The organism is Vibrio sp. PID17_43 (genome assembly GCF_002608565.1).
GTDB lineage: Bacteria > Pseudomonadota > Gammaproteobacteria > Enterobacterales > Vibrionaceae > Vibrio.
Genome location: NZ_LIXM01000018.1, coordinates 44673 through 67543, shown reverse-complemented (window position 1 = coordinate 67543; position 22871 = coordinate 44673). Strand labels below are relative to the sequence as shown.

Here is a 22871-nt window from a genome sequence, read left to right as displayed (position 1 = left end):
ACCTTAAAGCGACATTAACTTTTTATCACGTGCCCACTCTTCGGGAGTGAACGCTTTAATCGATAGCGCGTGAATGTCGTTACGCTGAATGTAATCCATCAGAGGACCGTAAATTAACTGCTGCTTCTTAACGCGGCTCATTCCATCGAAACAAGCATCAACAGCAACCACTTCATAGTGGCTACCTTCACCTTTTACATGCACTTCTTGAAGGTTTAGTGCTTCTTCTAGTAACTGTTGTACTTTTGCGCTATCCACAATTTACCCCTGATAATTCTGTATATGTTTGGCCACTAAAGATTCAACATTACTCAGCTGAAACAAAGTGCGCAATTGCGCAGGCACGAAACTGAGCATTATATGACAGTTTTGTTTTTTTGCATGCTCTATTAAGTGAATTAACATCACCATTCCAGCTGAGTCGATACGCTCGATCTCTTCCAACGAGCACTCGACAGCGACTTGTGAGGGCTGCCATTGTTTCGCTACCGTCCATAGTGATGGCACAGTATCTCTATCCAACGCCCCACTGAGCTTAAGTGAGCCTTGCTGTAAGTGCCACTGAGAATGAGATGCTGACATTAGTTTTTTGCCTCAAAACGAATGGGTTGCGCTGCCAAACTCTCAAGATCTTTCGCTACCGCTAAAATGCCATCTTGACGAATTTTTCCGCTCCATTCCGACTGCTTGCTCGACAGTAAACTGATGCCTTCAGCAACCATGTCGAATGCCAGCCATTCTCCTGTTTTGTTATCTTTGCGCAGTTTGAATTCAAGCGTAATGTTTGGGCGAGGCGCATCAATAATATCAACTTTAATACTAGTGATACGTTTCGACGGGTCCAGCTTTGGTTCTGGACCAAACGCGACTTGTTGATCCGTATATTGCGTCAGCACTTGTGCATATGATGTCACCAAGTAACCACGAAAAGCTTTAATGAACACCCCAACATCTTCACGCTTGGCTCCTTTAAGATTCGGGCCGAGCAGTTTCAACGCAGCATAACGTTCATTTACATAAGGCATCAGCTCTTGATCAACAATATCCTTTAACAAATTAGGGTTTTGCTGAATCTTTGGTTGCTCATTCTTCAATCGCTCAAACGTCACTTCCGCGACTTGTTTCATCATCTGGTATGGCTGCGTTTTATCCACTTCTTGGGCTGCTGCACCAAATGCCGTGAAAGCCGCTGCGAAAGAAAGCAATAATCTCGATAGCATGGGTTATTCCTTATTTGAATCGCCTGAATCGCCAATGCTGTATAGCACCTGGCCAATTAAATCTTCTAGCACCAATGCTGATTTGGTGTCTTCAATTGTATCGCCATCTACGAGCATTTCCTCATCATCAAAGACAAAGCCTGGCACTAATCCAATGTATTGCTCGCCAATCAAGCCAGAAGTCAGAATTTGCACACTGGACGTTTCTGGGAACTGATTGTATTTGCTGTTGATCGACAAACTTACTACTGGCAGCAGGTTATCTGGGTTGAGCGTAATACTGCTTACTCGACCAATAACCACGCCACCGACTTTCACTGGCGAGCGCACTTTTAAGCTACCAATATTATCGAACTCGGCTTTCAGGGTATAAGTATTGCCAGAGCCCATGCTTTTTACGTCAGCAACTTGAAAAATCATCACAAGAATCGCGCAAATTCCTGCTAATACAAAGCTGCCAACCCATAATTCAGTTTTACGTGTTTGTTGCATGACTAATTCCCAAACATCAATGCAGTCAGTACAAAGTCTAGTCCTAGTACTGCTAAAGAAGAATGCACAACTGTGCGCGTAGTAGCTCGACTGATGCCTTCCGAAGTTGGAATCGCGTCATAGCCGTTAAAAAGAGCAATCCAAGTAACAGTAAGGGCAAATACAACACATTTAATCATACTGTTGCCGATATCTTTACCAAGCTCCACCGACGATTGCATCGCTGCCCAAAAGCTGCCGTGATCAACGCCTTTCCAATCAACCCCAACTAATTCTGCGCCCCAAATACCTATCGCCATAAAAATCATAGCAAGCAGTGGCATTGAGATAACACCAGCCCAGAAACGTGGCGCAATCACTCGCTTAAGCGGATCCACGGCCATCATTTCTAAGCTTGATAACTGCTCAGTTGCCTTCATTAGGCCAATTTCAGCAGTCAGAGCAGAGCCGGCGCGCCCCGCAAACAGAAGAGCAGTAACCACTGGACCAAGCTCGCGAAGCAACGACAGCGCAACCATTTGCCCCAAACTGCCCTCTGCACCATAATCCACAAGAACAACGTACCCTTGCAGGCTCAACACCATACCGATAAACAGACCAGAAACGACAATGATCGCCAATGACTGTACCCCTACCGAGTAAAGTTGTTTGATCACTAAAGGAAGGTTTTTGATTGGCTGTGGTCGAGCCACTAACGCACCAACGAGCATCAACGTTGCGCGACCGAACGCTTCACAAATGGCCAATGTGCGTCTGCCTAGCGAAGCGACAAATTGAATAAAGCTATCGACCATCAAATAAATCCTTTTCGATACTTTGAGCTGGGTAGCGGAATGGTACAGGGCCATCAGCTTCGCCTTGTAAAAATTGCTGTACACGTGGGTCTGGATTGTCATTGAGCTCTTGTGGTGTACCGCATGCCACGATTTTTCCATCTGCAAGCAAGTAGACCCAATCAGCAATGCTCATCACCTCTGGTACATCGTGTGATACCACGATTGACGTAAGCCCCAGAGCTCGGTTCAAATTACTGATCAGTTCAACCAAGACGCCCATGGTAATTGGGTCCTGACCAACAAACGGTTCATCGTACATGATCAAGTCCGGGTCAAGCGCAATGGCTCGTGCCAATGCCGCACGCCGCGCCATACCCCCAGACAATTCGCTCGGCATCAACTCTGCCGCACCACGAAGTCCTACGGCTTCAAGCTTGAGTAGCACCATGGTTCGAATCAACTCTTCTGGCAGTTCAGTATGTTCACGTAAAGGGAAGGCAACGTTATCAAATACGTTGAGATCCGTGAATAGTGCTCCGGATTGAAATAGCATGCTCATCTTCTTACGAGCTTGGTACAACTTCTTCCGTGAAAGAGCAGGAATATTGTCACCATCAAACCAGATCTCTCCTTGTTCTGGATACAACTGACCACCAATCAGGCGTAGCAGCGTCGTTTTACCGATTCCCGATGGCCCCATAATGGCCGTCACTTTCCCCTCTGGTACGCGCAAATCAATGCCGTCAAAGATCGTGCGATCTCCACGTGAGAAAGTGAGATTATTTAAGGTAACTAAATCGTTGTGCGACATATCATCTTCTTCTACTATTTGTAAGTAATCACTTACAAAATCGCCAGGTAAATTCGTCTTTCAGTCAGTAGCCCGTTGTGGATTCCCAGTACTTAGCTAAATAACTCTGAGGGGCTCACCACGCTCATCGTTATTTAGAATGAATTGAAAACCGTGACAGACGATGAATACAGTATATTGACGTCACTTGGGTATATTTAGCTGCAATCATAAGCACATTGAACTTGAATTAAAAGCACTGTTCAATTAAATCACATCGGCTAGACTTCACTATTCCCTTATAAACAAAGTGAAGCAACGATAGGCGACTAAATTTCGGCAACGACCTCATTGCGGTAATAAACAACATACAGGCTAAATGCAATTTCGTTACCAACCTTTAATTTATTTGTTGTTTATCTTCCATTTTTGCCTGCAAAAGGTCAAAATTAGCGGTTACTCATTTCAATTATTCACTACTTAGGAATCATCATGCTCGAAACCGTAGCGTTGCTCATCGTCGGTCTTGTATTACTTGTTTGGAGTGCCGATAAACTTGTTTTTGGCTCTGCTGCTCTTGCTCGCAACGTTGGTATATCGCCTTTGGTCATCGGTATGACTATTCTTGCCATGGGCTCGTCTGCACCTGAAATGATGGTGTCCGCCACGGCCGCATGGGAAGGAAAAACTGACACGGCTGTCGGTAATGTACTAGGCTCGAACATTGCTAACATCGCATTAATCCTAGGTATCACCGCACTTATTAAACCACTATCAATCAGCTCGGCAGTGATTCGCCGTGAGCTTCCTCTCATGATAGCGGTTACCGTTTTAGCTGGCATTTTGCTTTGGGATAACCACTTAGGTTTCTACGAGGGTGTGCTGCTGTTTGTTCTATTTGGTGGATTCCTTTACGCCATGTTGCAGATCAGCCGTAAAGAACAAAAAGCGGGTGACGTATTAATTGAAGAGCAAGAAGCCGAAATTCCAGAAGGCGTGAGCAATCCAAAAGCGATTATGTGGGTGGTTATCGGCCTGATTCTGCTGCCTATCGCTGCTAGCATGTTGGTTGATAATGCCGTTATCATCGCGAAATTTTTCGGCATGAGTGACCTTGTGATTGGTCTTACGATCATCGCGGTGGGTACGAGCTTACCTGAACTTGCAGCGTCATTGGCTGGCGTTTTAAAAGGCGAAGATGACATGGCTGTCGGCAATATCATCGGCTCAAACGTATTTAATATCTTGGCCGTAATGGGACTTCCAGGCATTATCAACCCATCGGTGCTAAGTGAGTACGCTATGGGGCGCGACTTCTGGGTTATGTTGGGTGTTTCTCTGCTTTTGGTTGCGATGTGCTTGGGTAAATCTCGTAGCATTAACCGAATTGAAGGCAGCATTTTAGTCGTATGTTTCTTGGGTTACCAAGGCTATCTACTAATGAACATGGCCGCTTAATAACATAATAATTAAAGACCAATTGGAGCCCCGAGATGTCTAATCAATTTGATTTTCGCGCTGCTGCAAAACAAGTTCTTGATATCGAAATAGCTGGTTTACAACAGCTGACCCAGTACTTTAATGCGCAATTTGAACAAGCCTGCGAATTGATTCTATCCAACAGCGGTAAAGTTGTTGTGATGGGGATGGGCAAGTCAGGCCATGTTGGCAACAAAATTGCTGCAACGCTCGCAAGCACTGGTACATCGGCGTTTTTCGTTCATCCAGGCGAAGCCGCTCATGGTGACCTTGGAATGATCAGCGCTGGTGATATTGTTATCGCGATATCTAATTCTGGTGAGTCACATGAGATTTTGTCTCTATTTCCCGTATTAAAACGCCTCAATATCAAAATCATTAGCATGACTGGTAAGCCTGATTCCAACATGGCTAAACTGTCTGATCTGCACCTGCAAATCACGGTGCCAAAGGAAGCTTGCCCACTTGGACTCGCACCAACGACAAGTACCACCGCTACCTTAGTGATGGGGGATGCGCTAGCTGTAGCTCTACTTCAAGCTCGTGGTTTCTCAGCTGAAGACTTCGCACTGTCACACCCTGGCGGCACTTTAGGGAGAAAACTGCTGCTTAAGCTGTCTGATATTATGCACTTTGGCAACAAACTGCCCAAAGTGGCTCCCGATGCGCTGATTCGCGATGCGCTTCTTGAGATTTCAGAGAAAGGATTGGGCATGACCGCAATCGTCGATGAACACGATGCTATGCTTGGTATATTCACCGATGGTGATTTACGCCGAACATTGGACAAACGAATTGATATCCACACAACGGCGATCGGAGAGGTGATGACACAAAACCCAACCGTCGCACACCCAGATATGCTGGCCGTTGAGGGATTAAATTTAATGCAAGATAAAAACATCAACGCACTGCTTTTGTGTGACAACAACAAGATTGTTGGTGCTTTAAATATGCATGACTTATTGAAAGCTGGCGTGATGTAATATCCGTCATACAGCAAACTTAAATGATCTATTTATCAGATTAAGGCAATGGTCAGGGAAGTACTGAGCTAAGATAAAGGCCTTTATTTTATGAGTTTTACTCGCCTTATATACTTGCTCTTGCTCTTCGTTGTCGCTTGGTGTGGCTATTATTTGCTCACTCCAAAAGGCCATGAAGGTATGCAAGTAGCACCCGATTTAGAACTGCCCATGTTCAGTGGTACTGGACTGGAAAATATTACTTATGGTGAAGATGGTGTCCGCAGTTACATCATTCGCTCCACGAATTTGGATCACTATGCCAAAAGTGGTGACACGATTTTCAACCAACCAACCTTGTTGGTTTACCGAGAAGGGAATGTCATCGAGTGGAAGGTGACTGCGACAAAAGCAGTACTAGATGAAGACCAGATCTTGACGCTATATGACGAGGTCTTAATGAAAAATCTATTACCAGGTGCCAGTTTTGATACCATGGTAACGGATAAACTGGTCATCAATCTAACCAATCGTGATTTTAAAGCCGATCAACAAGTGATGTTGGTTGGACCTCAATTTGAAACTACTGGAGGCGCAATGCAAGGTAACTTGAAAAAGCATATCGCGACTCTAACAGATGAAGTTCAAGGTCGATATGAAACCGTTACACCTTAGCCTATTGGCGCTGATTTTAGCTGCGCCGCAAGCGTTAGCATTAAAATCGGACACTCAACAACCGGTTTACATTAACTCTAACACCCAACTGGTGGACATGAAGAGTAATCAGGTGACTTTTGAAGGCAATGTCTCTCTTAAGCAAGGTAGTATTAATATTGATGCGAATAAAATCGTCGTAACTCGCGATGCAAAAACGCAGTCAATTAAACAGATTCAGGCTTTTGGCAAACCAGCCACCTTCTCTCAGCTAATGGATGATGGCAAAACTTTAAGCGGTCAAGCCGAAGAGTTAGATTACCGCATCTCTACTGACGAACTGACAATGAAGGGCCAAGCGCAACTCGCTCAAGATGGTAACACCATCAATGGCGCCTCAATCCGTTACCAAATTGGCAAACAGAAATTGGTTGCTGATAGCTCAAAAAACGAGCGCGTGACCACCATTTTGCAACCTAATCAGATCGAGAAGTAATATGGCGGTACTAAGCGCAAAAAACTTGGCAAAAAGCTACAAAAAGCGCAAAGTGGTTACTGATGTAAGCTTAGAGGTTGAGTCCGGTCAGATCGTAGGACTTTTAGGCCCTAACGGGGCAGGTAAAACCACATCCTTCTATATGATCGTAGGTCTTGTACCCCGTGACGAAGGCACTATTACTATTGATGATCAAGATATTAGTATTTTGCCAATGCACAGTCGTTCTCGTATGGGTATCGGCTATCTGCCACAAGAGGCGTCTATCTTCCGTAAACTCTCAGTAGAAGACAACATCATGGCTGTACTAGAGACGCGCCAAGAACTCACACATGAAGAACGCCAAGATAAGCTAGAAGATTTATTGGAAGAGTTCCACATACAGCACATACGAACCAGTGCGGGTATGGCACTATCTGGTGGTGAGCGTCGACGTGTCGAAATCGCGCGCGCTCTAGCCGCAAATCCACAATTCATTCTGTTGGATGAACCGTTTGCGGGTGTAGACCCGATTTCTGTAAACGATATCAAAAAGATCATCGAACACCTGCGTGATCGTGGCCTTGGTGTGCTAATCACCGACCACAATGTTCGTGAAACCCTAGACGTCTGTGAAAAAGCTTACATTGTCAGTCAAGGACACCTCATTGCTTCAGGAACTCCGGATGAAGTTCTCAATAATGAGCAAGTGAAACAAGTTTATCTCGGCGAACAATTCCGTCTATGATTACATTAGGAACGGTAAGATTCTGAGCATTACAAGGTAAGTAACACTGAATGAAACCTTCATTACAACTCAAGCTAGGTCAACAGTTAGCCATGACGCCACAGCTGCAACAAGCCATTCGTTTGTTGCAACTGTCTACACTCGATCTTCAACAAGAAATTCAAGATGCACTGGATTCCAACCCTCTGCTGGAAGTTGAAGAAGGTCAAGAAGAACCTCTAGCCAATGGTGAAGACAAATCCGGACTGAATACGTCTGACGACAGTGCGAGCGATACCTCTGAAACAGATCTTCCAGACAGCTCTGACATCATCGAAAAGTCAGAAATCAGCTCAGAGCTGGAAATCGATACGACTTGGGATGATGTCTACAGTGCGAACACTGGCAGTACTGGCCTAGCTCTTGATGACGACATGCCGATTTACCAAGGTGAGACCACTGAGTCTCTACACGATTACTTAATGTGGCAACTGGATCTTACCCCCTTTAGTGAAACTGACCGAACGATTGCTCTTACCATTATCGATGCTATTGACGATTACGGCTACCTTACGCTTTCTCCGGAAGAAATTCACGAGAGCTTTGATAACGAAGAAATTGAGCTCGATGAAATCGAAGCCGTTCGCAAGCGAATTCAACAATTTGATCCTCTTGGTGTTGCATCAAGCAACCTACAAGAGTGCTTATTGCTGCAATTGGCCACTTTTCCTGAAGATACCCCATGGTTAGCCGAAGCGAAGATGGTACTTGCCGATCACATCGACCAGCTAGGCAATCGTGATTACAAACTCGTTATCAAAGAAAGTAAGCTGAAAGAAACCGAGTTACGTGAAGTGTTGAAGTTAATTCAGCAACTTGATCCTCGCCCTGGCAGTCGCATTACCTCTGATGAGACCGAGTACGTCATTCCTGATGTCTCTGTCTTTAAAGAGCATGGCAAATGGACAGTTTCGATTAACCCTGACAGCATGCCAAAATTGAAGGTAAATCAACAATATGCACAGCTAAGCAAAGGCAGTAGCGCAGATAGCCAGTATATTCGCAGCAATTTGCAAGAGGCAAAGTGGTTAATAAAGAGTCTAGAAAGCAGAAACGAGACACTTCTCAAAGTTGCACGATGTATTGTTGAACATCAGCAAGATTTCTTCGAGTATGGTGAAGAAGCCATGAAGCCAATGGTATTAAACGATGTTGCTTTGGCGGTAGAAATGCATGAATCCACAATTTCTCGTGTTACCACACAGAAGTTCATGCACACACCACGTGGCATATTTGAATTGAAGTACTTCTTCTCCAGTCATGTCAGTACTGACAATGGGGGAGAATGTTCGTCCACAGCAATTCGTGCTCTCATCAAGAAACTGGTCGCAGCGGAGAATACTGCCAAACCACTTAGTGACAGCAAGATTGCTACTCTTCTGGCTGATCAAGGGATTCAAGTCGCAAGACGAACCATAGCGAAATATCGCGAATCCTTGGGTATTGCCCCTTCAAGTCAGCGTAAACGCCTACTTTAAGGCACCAACTGAAAAGGAAAGTCTATGCTAATCAATATTCAAGGCCATCACGTTGATCTTACCGATTCAATGCAAGACTATGTTCAAACAAAGTTTCAGAAGCTCGAAAGGTTCTTCGACCATATCAATCAAGTTCACGTTGTACTAAAAGTTGAAAAACTTCAGCAAATCGCGGAAGCTACGCTCCACGTAAATCAGGGCGAAATCCATGCGTCAGCCGATGACGAAAATATGTATGCAGCGATTGACTCGCTGGTGGATAAGTTAGTTCGCCAACTTAACAAGCACAAAGAAAAATTAAACAGTCATTAATCATGCAACTTAGCGAGATACTGTCATTGGACTGCACGAAAAGTGCAGTCCATTGTACGAGTAAAAAACGTGCCCTGGAAATGATCAGCCAAATCGTGGCTGAAAGTACGGGTCAAGATTCAACAGAGCTGTTTGAGTGTATGCTAAACAGAGAAAAAATGGGCAGTACAGGTATCGGTAACGGTATCGCTATTCCTCATGCCAGAATGCCATCCAGCGACAAAGCCATCGCCGTGCTACTACAATGTGACGAAGCGATTGAATTTGATGCTATCGACAACCGTCCAGTCGATCTTCTTTTCGCTCTTCTCGTACCAGAAGAGCAATGCAAAGAGCACCTCAAGACTTTATCCTCCATGGCAGAGCGTCTGAGCAACAAGCAAGTGTTAAAAATGCTGCGCAATGCTCAGAGTGATGAAGAACTCTACGACATTATGATTCATCAGTAATCAAGGCGATCATCATGCGATTAATCGTAGTCAGTGGGCACTCTGGTGCTGGTAAAAGTGTTGCCCTGCGTGTACTTGAGGATATGGGTTATTACTGCGTAGACAATCTACCGGTTAATTTGCTTGATGCATTTGTTCAGTCCACTGCCGGCAGTAAACAAAACGTCGCTGTAAGTATTGATATCCGTAATATCCCTAAGAAACTCAAAGAACTAAACGCAACGTTAGAAAAGCTCAAAGCGGAACTCGACGTGACGGTGCTGTTCTTAGATGCAAACAAAGAAACGTTACTCAAACGCTACAGCGAAACACGCCGGATTCACCCACTTTCACTTGACGGTCAATCCCTCTCTTTGGATCAGGCGATCGAGCTTGAGCAGAACATTTTGATGCCACTAAAAGCCCATGCCGATCTCGTGCTCAATAGCAGCGGTCAATCGCTGCATGACTTGAGCGAGACCGTGCGTATGCGTGTTGAAGGGCGTGAACGCAAAGACCTCGTCATGGTGTTTGAGTCATTTGGCTTCAAATTTGGTCTACCATCAGATGCGGATTACGTATTTGACGTTCGCTTTTTACCAAACCCGCACTGGGAACCTGCACTGCGTCCATTTACAGGATTAGATGCCCCTATTGCTGCCTTTTTAGAACAACATCAACCGGTTCTTGAGCTCAAAAAGCAAATTGAAAGTTTTATTGAGACATGGTTACCGATGTTAGAGAAAAACAACCGCAGCTACCTAACGGTTGCGATTGGCTGTACAGGGGGTAAACATCGCTCGGTATATCTAACACAAAAAATTGGTGAATACTTCGCAGAAAAAGGGCATCAAGTGCAAATTCGCCACACTTCATTGGAAAAAAACGTTAAGGAATAACGGTGGAATTAAGTCGTAAAGTATTGATCCAAAATCGCTTAGGCTTACATGCTCGCGCAGCCATTAAGTTAGTTGAACTGGCACAAAGTTTTGATGCCGTCGTTACTATCAACAACGAAGAGGATACAACGGCGACCGCAGACAGCGTGATGGGCCTGCTAATGCTCGAATCCGCTCAAGGACAATATGTTACTATCCACGCCACTGGCGAACAGTCAGAGCAAGCCCTCAATGCAGTTTGTCACCTGATCGAAGACAAATTTGAAGAAAGCGAGTGATTCACTCGCTTTGCTCACATCTGCACACATCCCTTCTCATCCCTTCTCATCCCTAGCCTCCCATCAACAAATAATTTTGTCTACTTTCATAAGTTGTTATTAAAAGGTGCCTAGAATTAAGATACTATTCAACGCATTGTAAATATCAGGAATTGGGAGGAATGAATGGCAGAGCAAATAGAATTCGACCAAGCTCACCAAGCCCTCCAAGAAGTCACAGAAGCACTAGAGAATGGCCGCTTCGTCCATGTTCGTCGTCAACTACAGGACATGGAACCTGAGGATATCGCGCACCTTTTAGAAGCATCTCCGCGTAAAAGTCGTGAAGTACTATGGCAGCTGACCGATCCGGAAGACTACGGTGAGATCCTCGATGAACTGAACGAAGACGTAAAAGACAGTCTGGTGTCAAAAATGGCCCCTGAAGCGCTGGCAGAAGCGACAGAAGGCATGGACACCGATGACGTGGCTTACGTACTACGGAGCTTGCCAGATACGCTATCGCGTGAAGTCCTATCACAAATGGACTCTGACGACCGCCTACGCGTCGAGACCGCCCTATCCTACCCTGAGGATTCCGCTGGCGGATTGATGAATACCGATGTCATCACCATTCGTGGTGACGTCGACGTCGACGTCGTCCTGCGTTACTTGCGCATAAAAGGCGAACTGCCTGAAGCAACCGACGCGCTTTACGTCATTGACGATGAGAACAAGCTGATCGGTGAACTGCCAATCACCACACTGATCACCACTCAACCTGATGTAAAAGTCAGGGATGTGATGGAAGATGCAGACGACGCCATCACGGTAGACACCAGTGACTCTGATGTGGCAAGCCTATTTGAACGTCGTAACTGGGTTTCAGCGCCAGTCGTGGATGAAAATCAGCACCTCGTTGGCCGTATCACCATCGATGACGTGGTCGACGTTATTCGCGAAGACGCAGAACACTCAATGATGAGTATGGCGGGTATGGATGACGACGAAGATACCTTCGCCCCAGTGTTTAAATCGGCACGTAAACGTAGTGTCTGGTTAGGCGCCAACGTGCTTGCCGCACTGGCAGCGGCATCCGTGTCGAACATGTTCGAAGCCACGCTCGATCAAATGGCCGCAATCGCTGTCTTAATGACCATTGTGCCATCGATGGGCGGTGTTGCGGGGAACCAAACGGTTGCACTGGTCATTCGTGGCCTTGCACTTGGCCATATCGGTGACGCCAACAAACGCGAACTATTGATGAAAGAAGCCGCCATCGGCTTACTCAATGGTATCATGTGGGCATTGATCATCGGCGGCATTGTTGTCGTGTGGAAAGGGAACTGGATGCTCGGTGGGATCATCTCGGCTGCCATGTTAACCAACCTGTTAGTTGCGGGTGTTGCCGGGGTAAGTATTCCAATACTGCTTAAGAAGATGAACATCGATCCAGCCTTAGCGGGTGGAATGGCATTGACCACCGTCACCGATGTGATTGGTCTTTCAGTCTTCCTTGGCCTGGCAACCCTAGCGATCTGACTCAGGGCTAGGACGCTTAAAAACAAAAAAAAGCCTGATGAACACATCAGGCTTTTTCACATCTATTGGCTAGAAAAGCTTACTCCCCCGCCACCTTCATGGTATCAAGCAAGATAGACCCCGTCTGGATTTGTGAGCGGGTCTCCACATCACTACCCACTGCAACAATCTTGTTGAACATCTCTTTCAGGTTGCCAGCAATCGTGATCTCGGATACTGGATATTGGATGACACCATTCTCTACCCAAAAACCCGCAGCACCACGTGAATAATCACCGGTCACCACGTTCACGCCTTGACCCATGGTTTCTGTTACCAGTAGACCAGTGCCCAGCTCTTTCAGCATTTGCTCGAAGTTTTGACCCGTAGACTTCACATACCAGTTATGAATACCACCAGCGTGACCCGTTGGGTCCATCTTCATCTTGCGAGCAGCGTAGCTAGTTAGTAAGTAAGTCGCCAAAACACCATCAGTGATGATTTCACGGTCTTGTGTGTATACGCCTTCACTGTCAAATGGGCTTGAAGCCAAGCCGCGTAGCACGTGCGGACGTTCTGAGATATTGAACCACTCCGGCAGCACTTGCTTGCCAAGGTGATCAAGCAGGAAAGAGGATTTACGGTACAAGTTACCACCGCTAATCGCCATCACTAGATGACCAATCAAGCCCGTCGCTACATCAGCGGCAAACATCACAGGGTACTTACCCGTTTTTAGCTTTTGCGCATCGAGGCGGCTGATGGTTTTTTCCGCCGCTTTACGGCCAACCGTCTCTGGTGTCCAAAGATCATCACGGTGACGTGCTACGGTGTAGCTGTAATCACGTTCCATCTCGCCATTTTTACCCACGCCAATCACACAGCAACTAGTGCTGTGACGACTTGACGCGTAACTTGCTAGCAAGCCATGGCTGTTACCATAGACTTTTACGCCGTAGTGGCTGTCGTAACTGGCACCATCACTTTGCTTAATCGCTTCACTGTAGTTCAGTGCTTCTTTTTCAGCCGCAATCGCTACTTCTGCTGCATAATCTGGATTGGGAGCGTCTGGATGGAACAGGTCTAGGTCCGGAATGTCTTTGACCATGAACTCTTTTGCCGCAGGGCCTGCGAATGGGTCTTCTGATGTGTATTGAGCAATGTCTAATGCCGCTAACACGGTTTGCTTAATTGCGGCTTCGCTCAAGTCTGATGTGGAAGCACTGCCCTTGCGTTGGCCACGGTAGACGGTGATGCCAAGTGCACCATCGCTGTTGAACTCAACATTTTCTACATCGCCCATGCGAGTGGAAACACTCAAGCCTGTGCTTTTTGTAATTGCGACTTCAGCGGCATCAGACTTCGCTGCAGCGATCTCCAACGCCCTTGCGACGGCTTGTTCTAGCTCGGTTCGTTGCTCAGCAACCTGCTGTTTAATATCCATTGTCTTTCACATCATGTATTCGATGTACAATAGAATAACAAGAATTTCGCTTTCTCCCCACGATTCTTGTTAAAATAGTCATAATATTAATCAGAACACAGGCAACTGAAATGGCACGTAAGAATCAAAAAGCGCCATGGGAACCAGAAGAAGAGATCATCTGGGTAAGTAAATCCGAGATGAAGCGCGACATGGAAGAGCTGCAAAAGCTTGGTGAAGAGCTAGTCGGTCTTAAGCCATCGACATTAGAAAAGTTCCCAATGAGCGAAGATCTGCGAGAAGCAATTGCGGATGCACAACGCTTTAAAAACGAAGCTCGCCGTCGTCAATTGCAACGTATCGGTAAATTGATGCGCTATGAAGATCCAGAGCCAATCCAAGCGGCTCTGGACAAAGTTCGCAACAAGCACTCGCAAGCAACAGCCGTACTGCACAAGCTAGAAGTGCTACGAGATCGTGTAGTAGAAGAAGGTGATAAGGCAATTGATGATGTGGTAGATCTGTACCCAACTGCAGACCGTCAACGCCTTCGTCAACTTGCGCGTCAAGCAGCGAAAGAGAAGAAAGCCGGCAAGCCAGCAAAGTCTTACCGTGAAATCTTCCAAATTCTAAAAGCGCTGAACGAAGAAGAAGTTTAATTCTACTCCGTTTAACAGCAAAAAAAGCAGACCTCACTTGAGGTCTGCTTTTTATTACTTCCAAGCGATACACACATCAGGTTAAGCGATTGAACCTTTCGCCCCGCTCAAACGCATTAATATTCTCGATTAAGATTTCAGCCAAACGCTGGAGAGAAGAATCGCTCCCCCATGCAACATGTGGTGTGAGCAACAAATTCGGCAAGTGCATATTGGCGAGCAGTGGATTCGTTTCATCGGCGGGCTCCTGAGTAAATACGTCCACACCTGCGGCGGCAATCTCCTCTTCTTTCAGCGCATCCACCAACGCTAACTCATCCACCAGACCACCGCGCCCCGTATTGATCAAAATCGCCGTCGACTTCATTTTCTGCAATTCAACCGTGCTGATTAGGTGATAAGTATCGTCATTCAATGGGCAATGCAGCGTAATCGCATCGGACTGCTTGAGTACCTCATCAAACTCGGTGTACCCCTCTCGACACTCACTCACGCCTTTGTGCTCGGCAAACAATACCTTCATACCGACGGCCTGCGCCAACTGAGCGGTTGCTTGACCTAATGCACCACCGCCAATCACACCGAGTGTGCTGCCTGCGATATCACCAATAGGATGAGTAAAAAAACAAAACTGCTTATTGCGTTGCCACTCTCCTGCGGCAATATCTTGGTGGTAACCAAATAGATTACGGCGCAACGCAAACAACATGGCGATAACATGCTCTGGTACAGATCGAGTCGCATAACCACGTACGTTAGCCACCGCGATATCACGCTCCGCACAATAGTGCACATCGACGTTATTAAATCCTGTCGCGGCTACGGCGATCATTTTGATATTCGGCAATTGGGTAAGAATGGTTTGATCGAGCACCACCTTGTTGCTAATAACGATGTGTGCATCCGTAAGGCGTTCAGTGACTTGCTGTGGTGAGGTGTACTCATATTCTACCCATTGGTGAGCAAAGCTAGGGCGTGGTATCTGAATATGAGCAGGGATGGTCGCACGGTCAAGAAAGACCACTTTAGGCAGTGACATAACAGCTCCTTGTTCACTGCCTGAGGATTAATTTATGAGCGAGGCAGTGTTTTATAATCAGGTAATTTACGCGCTGGGTCGAAATAGTCAAAGATCATCTCTTCCGCTTCAGGATAAAAATCACAAGGAACAAAAATGCTACGCAGCCAATCGCTCTTTGGGTGGTAGAAACTCAGTTCTGAGGCGTGTAATTCAAGACGCTCTGAGAACGCTTTCGCCTCTTCCGTTGCATAGAACTCATCACCGACAATCGGATGCCCTAGCGCCTGCATATGGACACGCAGCTGGTGTGAACGGCCCGTGATTGGCAATAATCGCACAATGGTCGTTTTCGAACCGTCTTCATGTTCTTCTAACTTCGCCACCTGAAATAGGGTTTTCGATGGCTTACCGTCGTCAAAGCACACCTTTTGTAATGGGCGGTTCGGCCAATCACAAATCAGCGGCAGATCGATCTCGCCTTCTTGCTGATCAATGTGTCCCCAAACGCGCGCATAATAAATTTTGTGGGTTAGACGAAATTGGAACTGCTTTTTCAATGCGCTCTCAGCACGTTTGTTTTTCGCAAGAACCATCAAGCCAGAAGTCGACATATCCAAACGATGCACCACCTGGATCTCTGGATACTGCTCCTGAAGACGACTCCACATGCTGTCGTGGTGTTCAGCAAGACGTCCCGGCACAGATAGCAAACCTGATGGCTTATTCACAGCTAAGATATGATCGTCCTCAAACACGATATCGGTCCAAGGATCAGTCGGTGGATTGTATTCAAGCATTGCCATCAGTGTGCTCTCAAAATATAGAAAAGAAGGCTATTTTAATACGAAAACGACTCCCGTAAAGGAGCCGTTTTTTATTATCAAGTTTTTAGATAAAAACCAATCAGTTGTGGCTTACCACGATTAAACGCAATGAATCGAGCTGCACTTGAGCTTGGTTAATGTAACCGGTAAGCTCTTTAATTTGCGCTTCGATTGCTTCAATTTCTTCATCACGGATATTCGGGTTCACGGCTTTCAGCGCTTGCAGACGTTCTAGCTCTGCATTCAAGCTGTGCTGCATCTCTTGATGCGCTTGCTGACGCACTTCTTCCACTTGCTTTTCAACCTGCGCATCACCCGCTTCGATTAGGTTGTGAATATCTTTCTGTACTGATGTCACTAGCTTGCTACCTAGGTGACGATTTACAGGGCTCAGTTGACGGTTGAAGCCTTCAAACTCCACTTGAGAAGAGAGATCATTACCACGAGCATCCATCATCAGACGAATTGGCGTCTTTGGTAAGAAACGAGCAATACCACTACGCTTCGGTGCTTGCGCATCCACTGCATAAATTAGCTCAAGTAAAATTGTTCCGACTGGCAGCGCTTTATTCTTCAGTAGTGAAACCGCCGACGTACCCACCCCTTCACTCATCAGAAGATCGATACCGCCTTGGATCATTGGGTGTTCCCAACTGATAAAGTGCATATCTTCACGAGAGAGTGCCGTGTCACGATCAAAGGTAATCGTCGCCCCTTCGTACGGAAGACCTGGGTAACTTGGGACCATCATGTGCTCAGATGGGGTGACCACTAGCGCATTTTCGCCTTTATCGTCTTGATTCAGGCCAATAGTGTCGAACAGAGACAGTGCGAATGTCACTAGGTTCGTATCGCCATCTGTGGATGATATTTTCTCAACGATTTGCAGTGCTTTCTCGCCACCGTTTGAATGCATCTCTAGCAAACGGTCACGGCCTTGCTCAAGCTGTGATTTCAACTCTTTGTTCAGCTTCGCTGACTCTTCAATCACTTCATCAAGATTTGACGTATCACCAGACGCTAGCATCTCAATCAATGCATCTGAGTACTTGTCGTAAACTGCGCGACCAGTTGGGCAAGTTTCAGAGAACGCATTCAAACCTTCATCAAACCAACGCGCCAGGATTGCTTGTGACGTACCTTTTAGGTACGGTACATGAATATCGATATCACGCTTTTGACCAATACGGTCAAGACGGCCAATACGCTGCTCAAGCAAGTCTGGGTTAAACGGCAAATCGAACATCACTAGCTGGTTAGCAAATTGGAAGTTACGACCTTCTGAGCCGATTTCACTACAGATCAGAACCTGTGCGCCGCCCTCTTCTTGTGCGAAGTAAGCGGCCGCTTTATCACGCTCTAGGATAGACATGCCTTCGTGGAATACGGTGGCGCGGATACCTTCACGCTCACGCAGGGCTTGCTCAAGTTGCAAAGCCGTACTTGCACGAGACGCAATCACGAGTACTTTTTCGCTGCGTTTTTCTTTTACTTTCTCAAGCAACCAGTTCACGCGTGAGTCAAATTGCCACCAGCTTGAGTCATCACCTTCAAACTCTTGGAAGATCTCTTCTGGATACAGGTTTTTCATCGCCCGCGCTTCTGGTGACATCTTGCCACCAATCATGCCAGACACTCGCATTGACGTTGTATACTGTGATGGGATGTCCATTGGCATTAAATGCACATTACGGGTCGGGAAGCCTTTAATTGCCGCGCGCGTGTTACGGAATAGCACGCGACCTGTACCGTGACGATCCATTAGATTGTCGATAAGCTCTTGGCGTGCTGAGGCTTTTAAGTCTTCATCACTGTCGCTTTCGATAATGCGGAATAGCGGCTCAACATCTTGCTCAGAAAGCAGCTCCGTAATTTGGTTCTTCGCTTCGTCAGGCAGTTTCTCACCAGAGAATAGCGACGTAATTGCGTCGGCGACTGGCGCGTATTGCTCTTCTTCTTCGACAAAGGTGTCGTAATCGTAGAAACGGTCTGGATCCAGTAGACGCAGACGCGCAAAGTGGCTCTCACGACCTAATTGCTCCGGTGTTGCTGTTAGTAGTAACACGCCTGCAGTGCGCTCTGCTAAACCTTCAACCACTTGATACTCACGGCTTGGCTTGTCTTGGCTCCACTCAAGGTGGTGCGCTTCATCGACCACCAATAGGTCCCACTCGCCTTCTCGTGCTTGTTCAAAGCGCTTGCGGCTCTTACGTAGGAAGTCTAAAGAACACAGTACATATTGCTGCGTATCAAATGGGTTCTCTGCTTCTGCGAACGCTTCAATACAACGCTCTTCATCAAAGATTGAGAAGTGCAGGTTGAAACGACGCATCATCTCTACCAGCCATTGGTGCTGAAGTGTCTCAGGTACGACAATCAGAATGCGCTCGGCACGGCCAGACAGCACTTGCTGGTGGATGATCATGCCTGCTTCAATGGTTTTACCAAGACCTACTTCATCCGCAAGTAGTACACGTGGTGCATAACGGCGACCGACTTCGTGAGCAATGTAAAGCTGATGAGGAATCAAACCCGCTCGCATGCCACACAAGCCACGCATTGGACTCTTATGCTGCTCGAACTGGTTTTTCAATGCACGGTAACGCAAAACAAAGTTGTCCATACGGTCAATCTGACCTGCGTACAACTTATCTTGAGGCTTGTTAAAACGGATATGATTGCTTAGAAAAATCTCACGTAAAATAACCGCGGTTTCTTGTGTATCTTCACGAGTACCAAAATAAGTATATAAACCTTCATCTTCCAGTACTTCTTCAACTTTCAGTGACCAACCTTCTTGGCAATCGATGACATCACCGACGTTAAACGTTACTCGGGTAACTGGCGCCTCGTTACGTGCGTAAACTCGGTTTTCCTCTGATGCGGCAAACATCAATGTCACAGTACGAGCATCCATTGCTACTACGGTACCTAAACCTAAATCACTTTCCGTATCGCTAATCCAGCGCTGCCCCAAAGCAAATGTCATGTATTGACTACCTCGTTGTTGATTCTTGTTTGTCTACTCATGCCCGGTGGCATGGGTAATAGTTTAGAACTGATTCTGGCTTCTGCTATACCAATTATGCTTGCCATGCCACTTTTAACTGAAGATATTCAATTCAGCTCAACATGATAATTTGGACTTAGCCCATGTGCAGAAAAAGGTCGGTAATCTTACTTGATGCTGTGATATAGGTCACGCTGAAACGCCCCGAAGCACAAACTTTTTTTTCTGAACTCAGAATGCAATCAAATTGTAAAAAACTCATGGCAATTATTGAGTTGTAACAAGTAAATATTACGTATACTTGTTGTGAGGAGCACTCAAAAGCATTGCGTATGATTTGAGTGTACAACTACACGATTAGGATCAACACGGGTTTGCAATAAGTTGTCTTGCTACTCAGTTGCGCACTAACCGACATAGCTCGACGACCTCTATTGCAAGCAATCAGAGTTAAGATTTTTACCTACTTAACTTTCTGCAGCATAGCCGCGCTTGCGGCAAGGAGACGCTATGGGCGATACCGATCGGAAACTGTTTGTACTCGACACCAATATCCTTCTTCATGAACCCTTCGCCATCTATTCTTTCCAAGAGCACGATGTCGTCATCCCTATGACGGTATTGGAAGAACTCGACCGCATTAAAGACAGCAAACGCGATGTAGCACGAGATGCGCGCGTTGCGATTCGTGCTTTAGAAAACTTATTCAGAGACACGACACCAGACGAAATATCAGAGGGTATTCCGGTCTCCAAAGAAAAACCAACTCAAGGAACCATTTCTATTTTGGCGGACTTCGAATTGCAGGAAACCGTCAAAGCCTTCGCCGACAAAGCCGGTGACAATCGCATCCTCAATGCGGTGCTTTATCTACAAAACAAACGCGCACCACGTGAAGTCGTGCTCGTCACCAAAGACATCAATATGCGCTTACGCGCCAAAGGCGCTGGCGTTCGCTTTGTTGAAGACTATCGCACCGATCAACTGATTGATGATATTCAATACCTGACCAAAGGCTTCCAACAGCGTGAAGGGGATTTCTGGAGTGGCGTTGATGAAGTAGAAAGCTATGCTCTGGGCGGAAAAACGTTCCACAAACTCAATCGCGAACCATTTGAGCCGACTTTCATTAACCAATACATGATGGATGAAAATAGTGACTTTGTCGGTCGCGTAGAAAGCATCGATGAAGAGAAGATCACACTGCTTGACCTCAGCCGTGAGCGCATGATGCACCGTCGCGCTTGGGACATCACACCCAAAAATATCTATCAAGGCATGGCGATGGATGCCCTACTCGATCCAGAGATTGACTTGGTGATTCTGACCGGTGCCGCTGGTAGTGGTAAAACCTTGTTGGCGATGGCTGCAGCACTGGAGCAAACCATTGAAAAAGGGATGTTCGATAAGATCATTGTGACACGTAATACGCCAGATATTGGCGAATCCATCGGTTTCTTACCCGGATCAGAAGAAGAGAAAATGATGCCGTGGTTGGCAGCCGTAACAGATACACTGGAAGCGCTGCACAAGCACGACCATTGTACTGAAGGCTCGATGAAGTACATCTGCGATAAAGCCAACATTCAGTTTAAGTCGATTAACTTTATGCGTGGTCGCTCTATCCAGAATGCATTTGTCCTGCTCGATGAGTGTCAGAACCTCACCGCTTCACAAATCAAAACCATCATCACCCGCTGTGGTGAGGGGACGAAGATTGTGTGTTCGGGTAACTTGGCACAGATTGACTCCCATTACCTCACACCAGTCACGTCTGGATTGACTTATATGGTTGAACGCTTCAAGAACTTTGAAGGCAGCGCCAATATTCACCTCAATGGCGTAGTACGTAGTCGCTTGGCAGAGTTTGCCGAAGAAAACCTGTAGCGCTCCGTATTCCCATAACAAAAGAGCGCTCTATGAGCGCTCTATTTCATCCACTTATCGAGTCACTTACTCTGTACCACCAACCGTGATGGAGTCAAGCTTCAACGTAGGCTGGCCTACACCAACCGGCACACTTTGCCCGGCTTTGCCACAAACACCAACACCTCTGTCAATACTTAGGTCATTGCCCACCATTGAGACCTGCTGCATCGCTTCGATACCAGATCCGATCAATGTTGCACCTTTTACTGGGCGAGTGATCTTGCCATTCTCAATCAAGTACGCTTCTGACGTAGAGAATACGAACTTACCTGATGTGATATCGACCTGACCGCCACCAAAGTTGGGCGCGTACAAACCTTTCTTCACGGTTGAGATGATCTCTTCCGGCGAGTGCTCACCCGGTAGCATGTAAGTATTGGTCATACGCGGCATTGGTAGGTGCGCGTAAGATTCACGACGACCATTACCCGTTGGGTTCTCACCCATTAATCGCGCGTTTAGCTTGTCCTGCATGTAGCCTTTTAGCACACCGTTTTCGATGAGCGTATTGTACTGACCATTTACCCCTTCATCGTCCACATTCAATGAACCACGTAGGTCTTTCAACGTACCGTCATCAACGATGGTGCATAATGGCGATGTTACTTGTTGGCCTAGCTTGCCAGAGAAGACTGAAGACTCTTTACGGTTGAAGTCACCTTCCAAGCCGTGACCAACCGCTTCATGCAAAAGAACACCTGGCCAGCCAGAGCCTAATACGACAGGCATCATACCCGCAGGCGCAGCTTCCGCTTCTAAATTCACTAGCGCCATGCGGATGGCTTCATCTGCAAATTGGAAGGCTTGTTTCACGCCGTCCGTTTCAGACAGGAAGAAATCATAACCGAAACGACCACCGCCACCTGCGCTGCCGCGCTCACGACGATCGCCTTTTTCAGCGAGCACGCTGATCGACAGACGAACAAGAGGACGGATATCCCCCGCGTAAGTACCATCGGTTGCTGCCACAAGCATTTGCTCATGGACACCACTGATACTGATCGAGACTTCTTTGATCAGCGGCTCTTTGGTACGAATGTACGCATCAAGCGACATCAACAGTTCGGTTTTTTGCTGCTTTTCCCAGCTTGCTAGCGGGTTTACCGCATCATAATACGCTTGGTTAGCTGAACGCTTGAACGCTTGAACGTTGCCATTTTGGCCTTGCTGAGCGATACCACGTGCGGCAATGGCACTTTGCTTTAAACCTTCTAGATTAATTTGGTCTGAGTAAGCGAAACCGGTTTTTTCACCCGTTACAGCGCGCACACCAACACCACAATCAATGTTAAAAGAGCCATCTTTGATGATGCTGTCTTCTAGAACCAGAGACTCATGCCAGCTGGACTGAAAGTAAATGTCCGCATAATCGATCTGGCGTGTGGCAATTCTCGCGAGCGTATCAGCGATGTCTTGCTCTGTCAGACCGTTTGGGGCAAGGAGTGCCTGTTCTATTTGATTTATGCTCATAG

Annotated in this window: 24 protein-coding genes; 13 read left to right on the top strand and 11 right to left on the bottom strand. The window is 46.6% G+C overall.

Features of this window, described 5'->3' with window-relative positions; genetic code table 11:
- Positions 1-3: 3 nt before the first annotated feature.
- The 6 genes from ibaG to mlaF are packed head-to-tail and all read right to left on the bottom strand — an operon-like array spanning position 4 to position 3299.
- On the bottom strand, positions 4-258 hold the full coding sequence (gene ibaG / locus AK965_RS13835) for a BolA family iron metabolism protein IbaG (protein ID WP_005432865.1): 255 nt from the start codon (positions 256-258) through the stop codon (positions 4-6).
- A gap of 3 nt (positions 259-261) precedes the next feature.
- On the bottom strand, positions 262-582 hold the full coding sequence (locus AK965_RS13830; protein WP_099080154.1) for a lipid asymmetry maintenance protein MlaB: 321 nt from the start codon (positions 580-582) through the stop codon (positions 262-264).
- Complete coding sequence (mlaC, locus tag AK965_RS13825; RefSeq protein WP_099080153.1) at positions 582-1220, bottom strand: phospholipid-binding protein MlaC; 639 nt, start codon at positions 1218-1220, stop codon at positions 582-584. The genes AK965_RS13830 and mlaC overlap by 1 nt, the downstream gene beginning before the upstream one ends.
- A 3-nt stretch (positions 1221-1223) precedes the next feature.
- Complete coding sequence (mlaD, locus tag AK965_RS13820; protein ID WP_099080152.1) at positions 1224-1712, bottom strand: outer membrane lipid asymmetry maintenance protein MlaD; 489 nt, start codon at positions 1710-1712, stop codon at positions 1224-1226.
- Positions 1713-1714: 2 nt separating this feature from the next.
- Positions 1715-2506 carry a lipid asymmetry maintenance ABC transporter permease subunit MlaE gene (gene mlaE, locus AK965_RS13815; RefSeq protein ID WP_099080151.1) on the bottom strand — a complete coding sequence of 264 codons (792 nt, stop codon included), beginning with the start codon at positions 2504-2506 and terminating at the stop codon, positions 1715-1717.
- A complete protein-coding gene (mlaF, locus tag AK965_RS13810) occupies positions 2496-3299 on the bottom strand; it encodes a phospholipid ABC transporter ATP-binding protein MlaF (protein ID WP_099080150.1) in 804 nt (267 codons plus the stop codon). Before mlaF ends, mlaE begins: the two co-directional genes overlap by 11 nt.
- 471 nt (positions 3300-3770) lie before the next feature.
- Between mlaF and AK965_RS13805 the strand changes: the two genes are divergently transcribed.
- The 11 genes from AK965_RS13805 to mgtE all read left to right on the top strand — a co-directional run bounded on the left by AK965_RS13805 (position 3771) and on the right by mgtE (position 12554).
- Positions 3771-4736, top strand: a complete 966-nt coding sequence (locus AK965_RS13805) for a calcium/sodium antiporter (RefSeq protein WP_099080149.1) — start codon at positions 3771-3773, stop codon at positions 4734-4736.
- Between the two features lie 35 nt (positions 4737-4771).
- Positions 4772-5743, top strand: coding sequence for an arabinose-5-phosphate isomerase KdsD (kdsD, locus tag AK965_RS13800; RefSeq protein ID WP_099080148.1), 972 nt, complete (start codon positions 4772-4774; stop codon positions 5741-5743).
- Positions 5744-5833: 90 nt separating this feature from the next.
- Positions 5834-6397: an LPS export ABC transporter periplasmic protein LptC gene (lptC, locus tag AK965_RS13795; RefSeq protein WP_099080147.1), complete on the top strand. Its 564-nt coding sequence runs from the start codon at positions 5834-5836 to the stop codon at positions 6395-6397.
- Complete coding sequence (gene lptA / locus AK965_RS13790; protein ID WP_099080189.1) at positions 6378-6872, top strand: lipopolysaccharide transport periplasmic protein LptA; 495 nt, start codon at positions 6378-6380, stop codon at positions 6870-6872. The genes lptC and lptA overlap by 20 nt, the downstream gene beginning before the upstream one ends.
- A gap of 1 nt (position 6873) precedes the next feature.
- Positions 6874-7599 (top strand): LPS export ABC transporter ATP-binding protein, encoded by a 726-nt coding sequence (lptB, locus tag AK965_RS13785; RefSeq protein ID WP_099080146.1) that lies wholly within the window; start codon positions 6874-6876, stop codon positions 7597-7599.
- Between the two features lie 50 nt (positions 7600-7649).
- The gene (locus AK965_RS13780) at positions 7650-9116 is read left to right on the top strand and encodes an RNA polymerase factor sigma-54 (protein WP_099080145.1); all 1467 of its coding nucleotides are present in this window, start codon (positions 7650-7652) and stop codon (positions 9114-9116) included.
- A gap of 24 nt (positions 9117-9140) precedes the next feature.
- Positions 9141-9428, top strand: a complete 288-nt coding sequence (gene hpf / locus AK965_RS13775) for a ribosome hibernation promoting factor (RefSeq protein WP_099080144.1) — start codon at positions 9141-9143, stop codon at positions 9426-9428.
- A 2-nt stretch (positions 9429-9430) separates the two neighbouring features.
- Positions 9431-9877 carry a PTS IIA-like nitrogen regulatory protein PtsN gene (ptsN, locus tag AK965_RS13770; RefSeq protein WP_099080143.1) on the top strand — a complete coding sequence of 149 codons (447 nt, stop codon included), beginning with the start codon at positions 9431-9433 and terminating at the stop codon, positions 9875-9877.
- A gap of 14 nt (positions 9878-9891) precedes the next feature.
- Positions 9892-10755, top strand: a complete 864-nt coding sequence (gene rapZ / locus AK965_RS13765; RefSeq protein WP_099080142.1) for an RNase adapter RapZ — start codon at positions 9892-9894, stop codon at positions 10753-10755.
- Between the two features lie 2 nt (positions 10756-10757).
- Entirely contained in the window at positions 10758-11033 is a 276-nt protein-coding gene (locus AK965_RS13760; protein ID WP_099080141.1) for an HPr family phosphocarrier protein, read from the top strand.
- Between the two features lie 165 nt (positions 11034-11198).
- A complete protein-coding gene (gene mgtE / locus AK965_RS13755) occupies positions 11199-12554 on the top strand; it encodes a magnesium transporter (protein ID WP_099080140.1) in 1356 nt (451 codons plus the stop codon).
- 79 nt (positions 12555-12633) lie between these two features.
- On the opposite strand, the gene pmbA is transcribed toward mgtE, so the two are convergent.
- Entirely contained in the window at positions 12634-13977 is a 1344-nt protein-coding gene (gene pmbA / locus AK965_RS13750) for a metalloprotease PmbA (RefSeq protein WP_099080139.1), read from the bottom strand.
- 110 nt (positions 13978-14087) lie between these two features.
- Here pmbA and yjgA point away from each other — a divergent pair, with 110 nt between their 5' ends.
- A complete protein-coding gene (gene yjgA, locus AK965_RS13745; RefSeq protein ID WP_099080138.1) occupies positions 14088-14615 on the top strand; it encodes a ribosome biogenesis factor YjgA in 528 nt (175 codons plus the stop codon).
- A 76-nt stretch (positions 14616-14691) separates the two neighbouring features.
- Here yjgA and AK965_RS13740 read toward each other — a convergent pair whose 3' ends face one another.
- The 3 genes from AK965_RS13740 to rapA all read right to left on the bottom strand — a co-directional run bounded on the left by AK965_RS13740 (position 14692) and on the right by rapA (position 19449).
- On the bottom strand, positions 14692-15654 hold the full coding sequence (locus tag AK965_RS13740) for a D-2-hydroxyacid dehydrogenase (protein ID WP_099080137.1): 963 nt from the start codon (positions 15652-15654) through the stop codon (positions 14692-14694).
- A 32-nt stretch (positions 15655-15686) separates the two neighbouring features.
- A complete protein-coding gene (rluA, locus tag AK965_RS13735; protein WP_099080136.1) occupies positions 15687-16439 on the bottom strand; it encodes a bifunctional tRNA pseudouridine(32) synthase/23S rRNA pseudouridine(746) synthase RluA in 753 nt (250 codons plus the stop codon).
- Between the two features lie 100 nt (positions 16440-16539).
- A complete protein-coding gene (gene rapA, locus AK965_RS13730; RefSeq protein WP_099080135.1) occupies positions 16540-19449 on the bottom strand; it encodes an RNA polymerase-associated protein RapA in 2910 nt (969 codons plus the stop codon).
- Positions 19450-19980: 531 nt separating this feature from the next.
- On the opposite strand from rapA, the gene AK965_RS13725 reads away from it, so the two are divergent.
- Complete coding sequence (locus tag AK965_RS13725) at positions 19981-21357, top strand: PhoH family protein (protein ID WP_099080134.1); 1377 nt, start codon at positions 19981-19983, stop codon at positions 21355-21357.
- 66 nt (positions 21358-21423) lie between these two features.
- Here AK965_RS13725 and tldD read toward each other — a convergent pair whose 3' ends face one another.
- On the bottom strand, positions 21424-22869 hold the full coding sequence (gene tldD / locus AK965_RS13720; RefSeq protein WP_099080133.1) for a metalloprotease TldD: 1446 nt from the start codon (positions 22867-22869) through the stop codon (positions 21424-21426).
- Between the last annotated feature and the right edge of the window lie 2 nt (positions 22870-22871).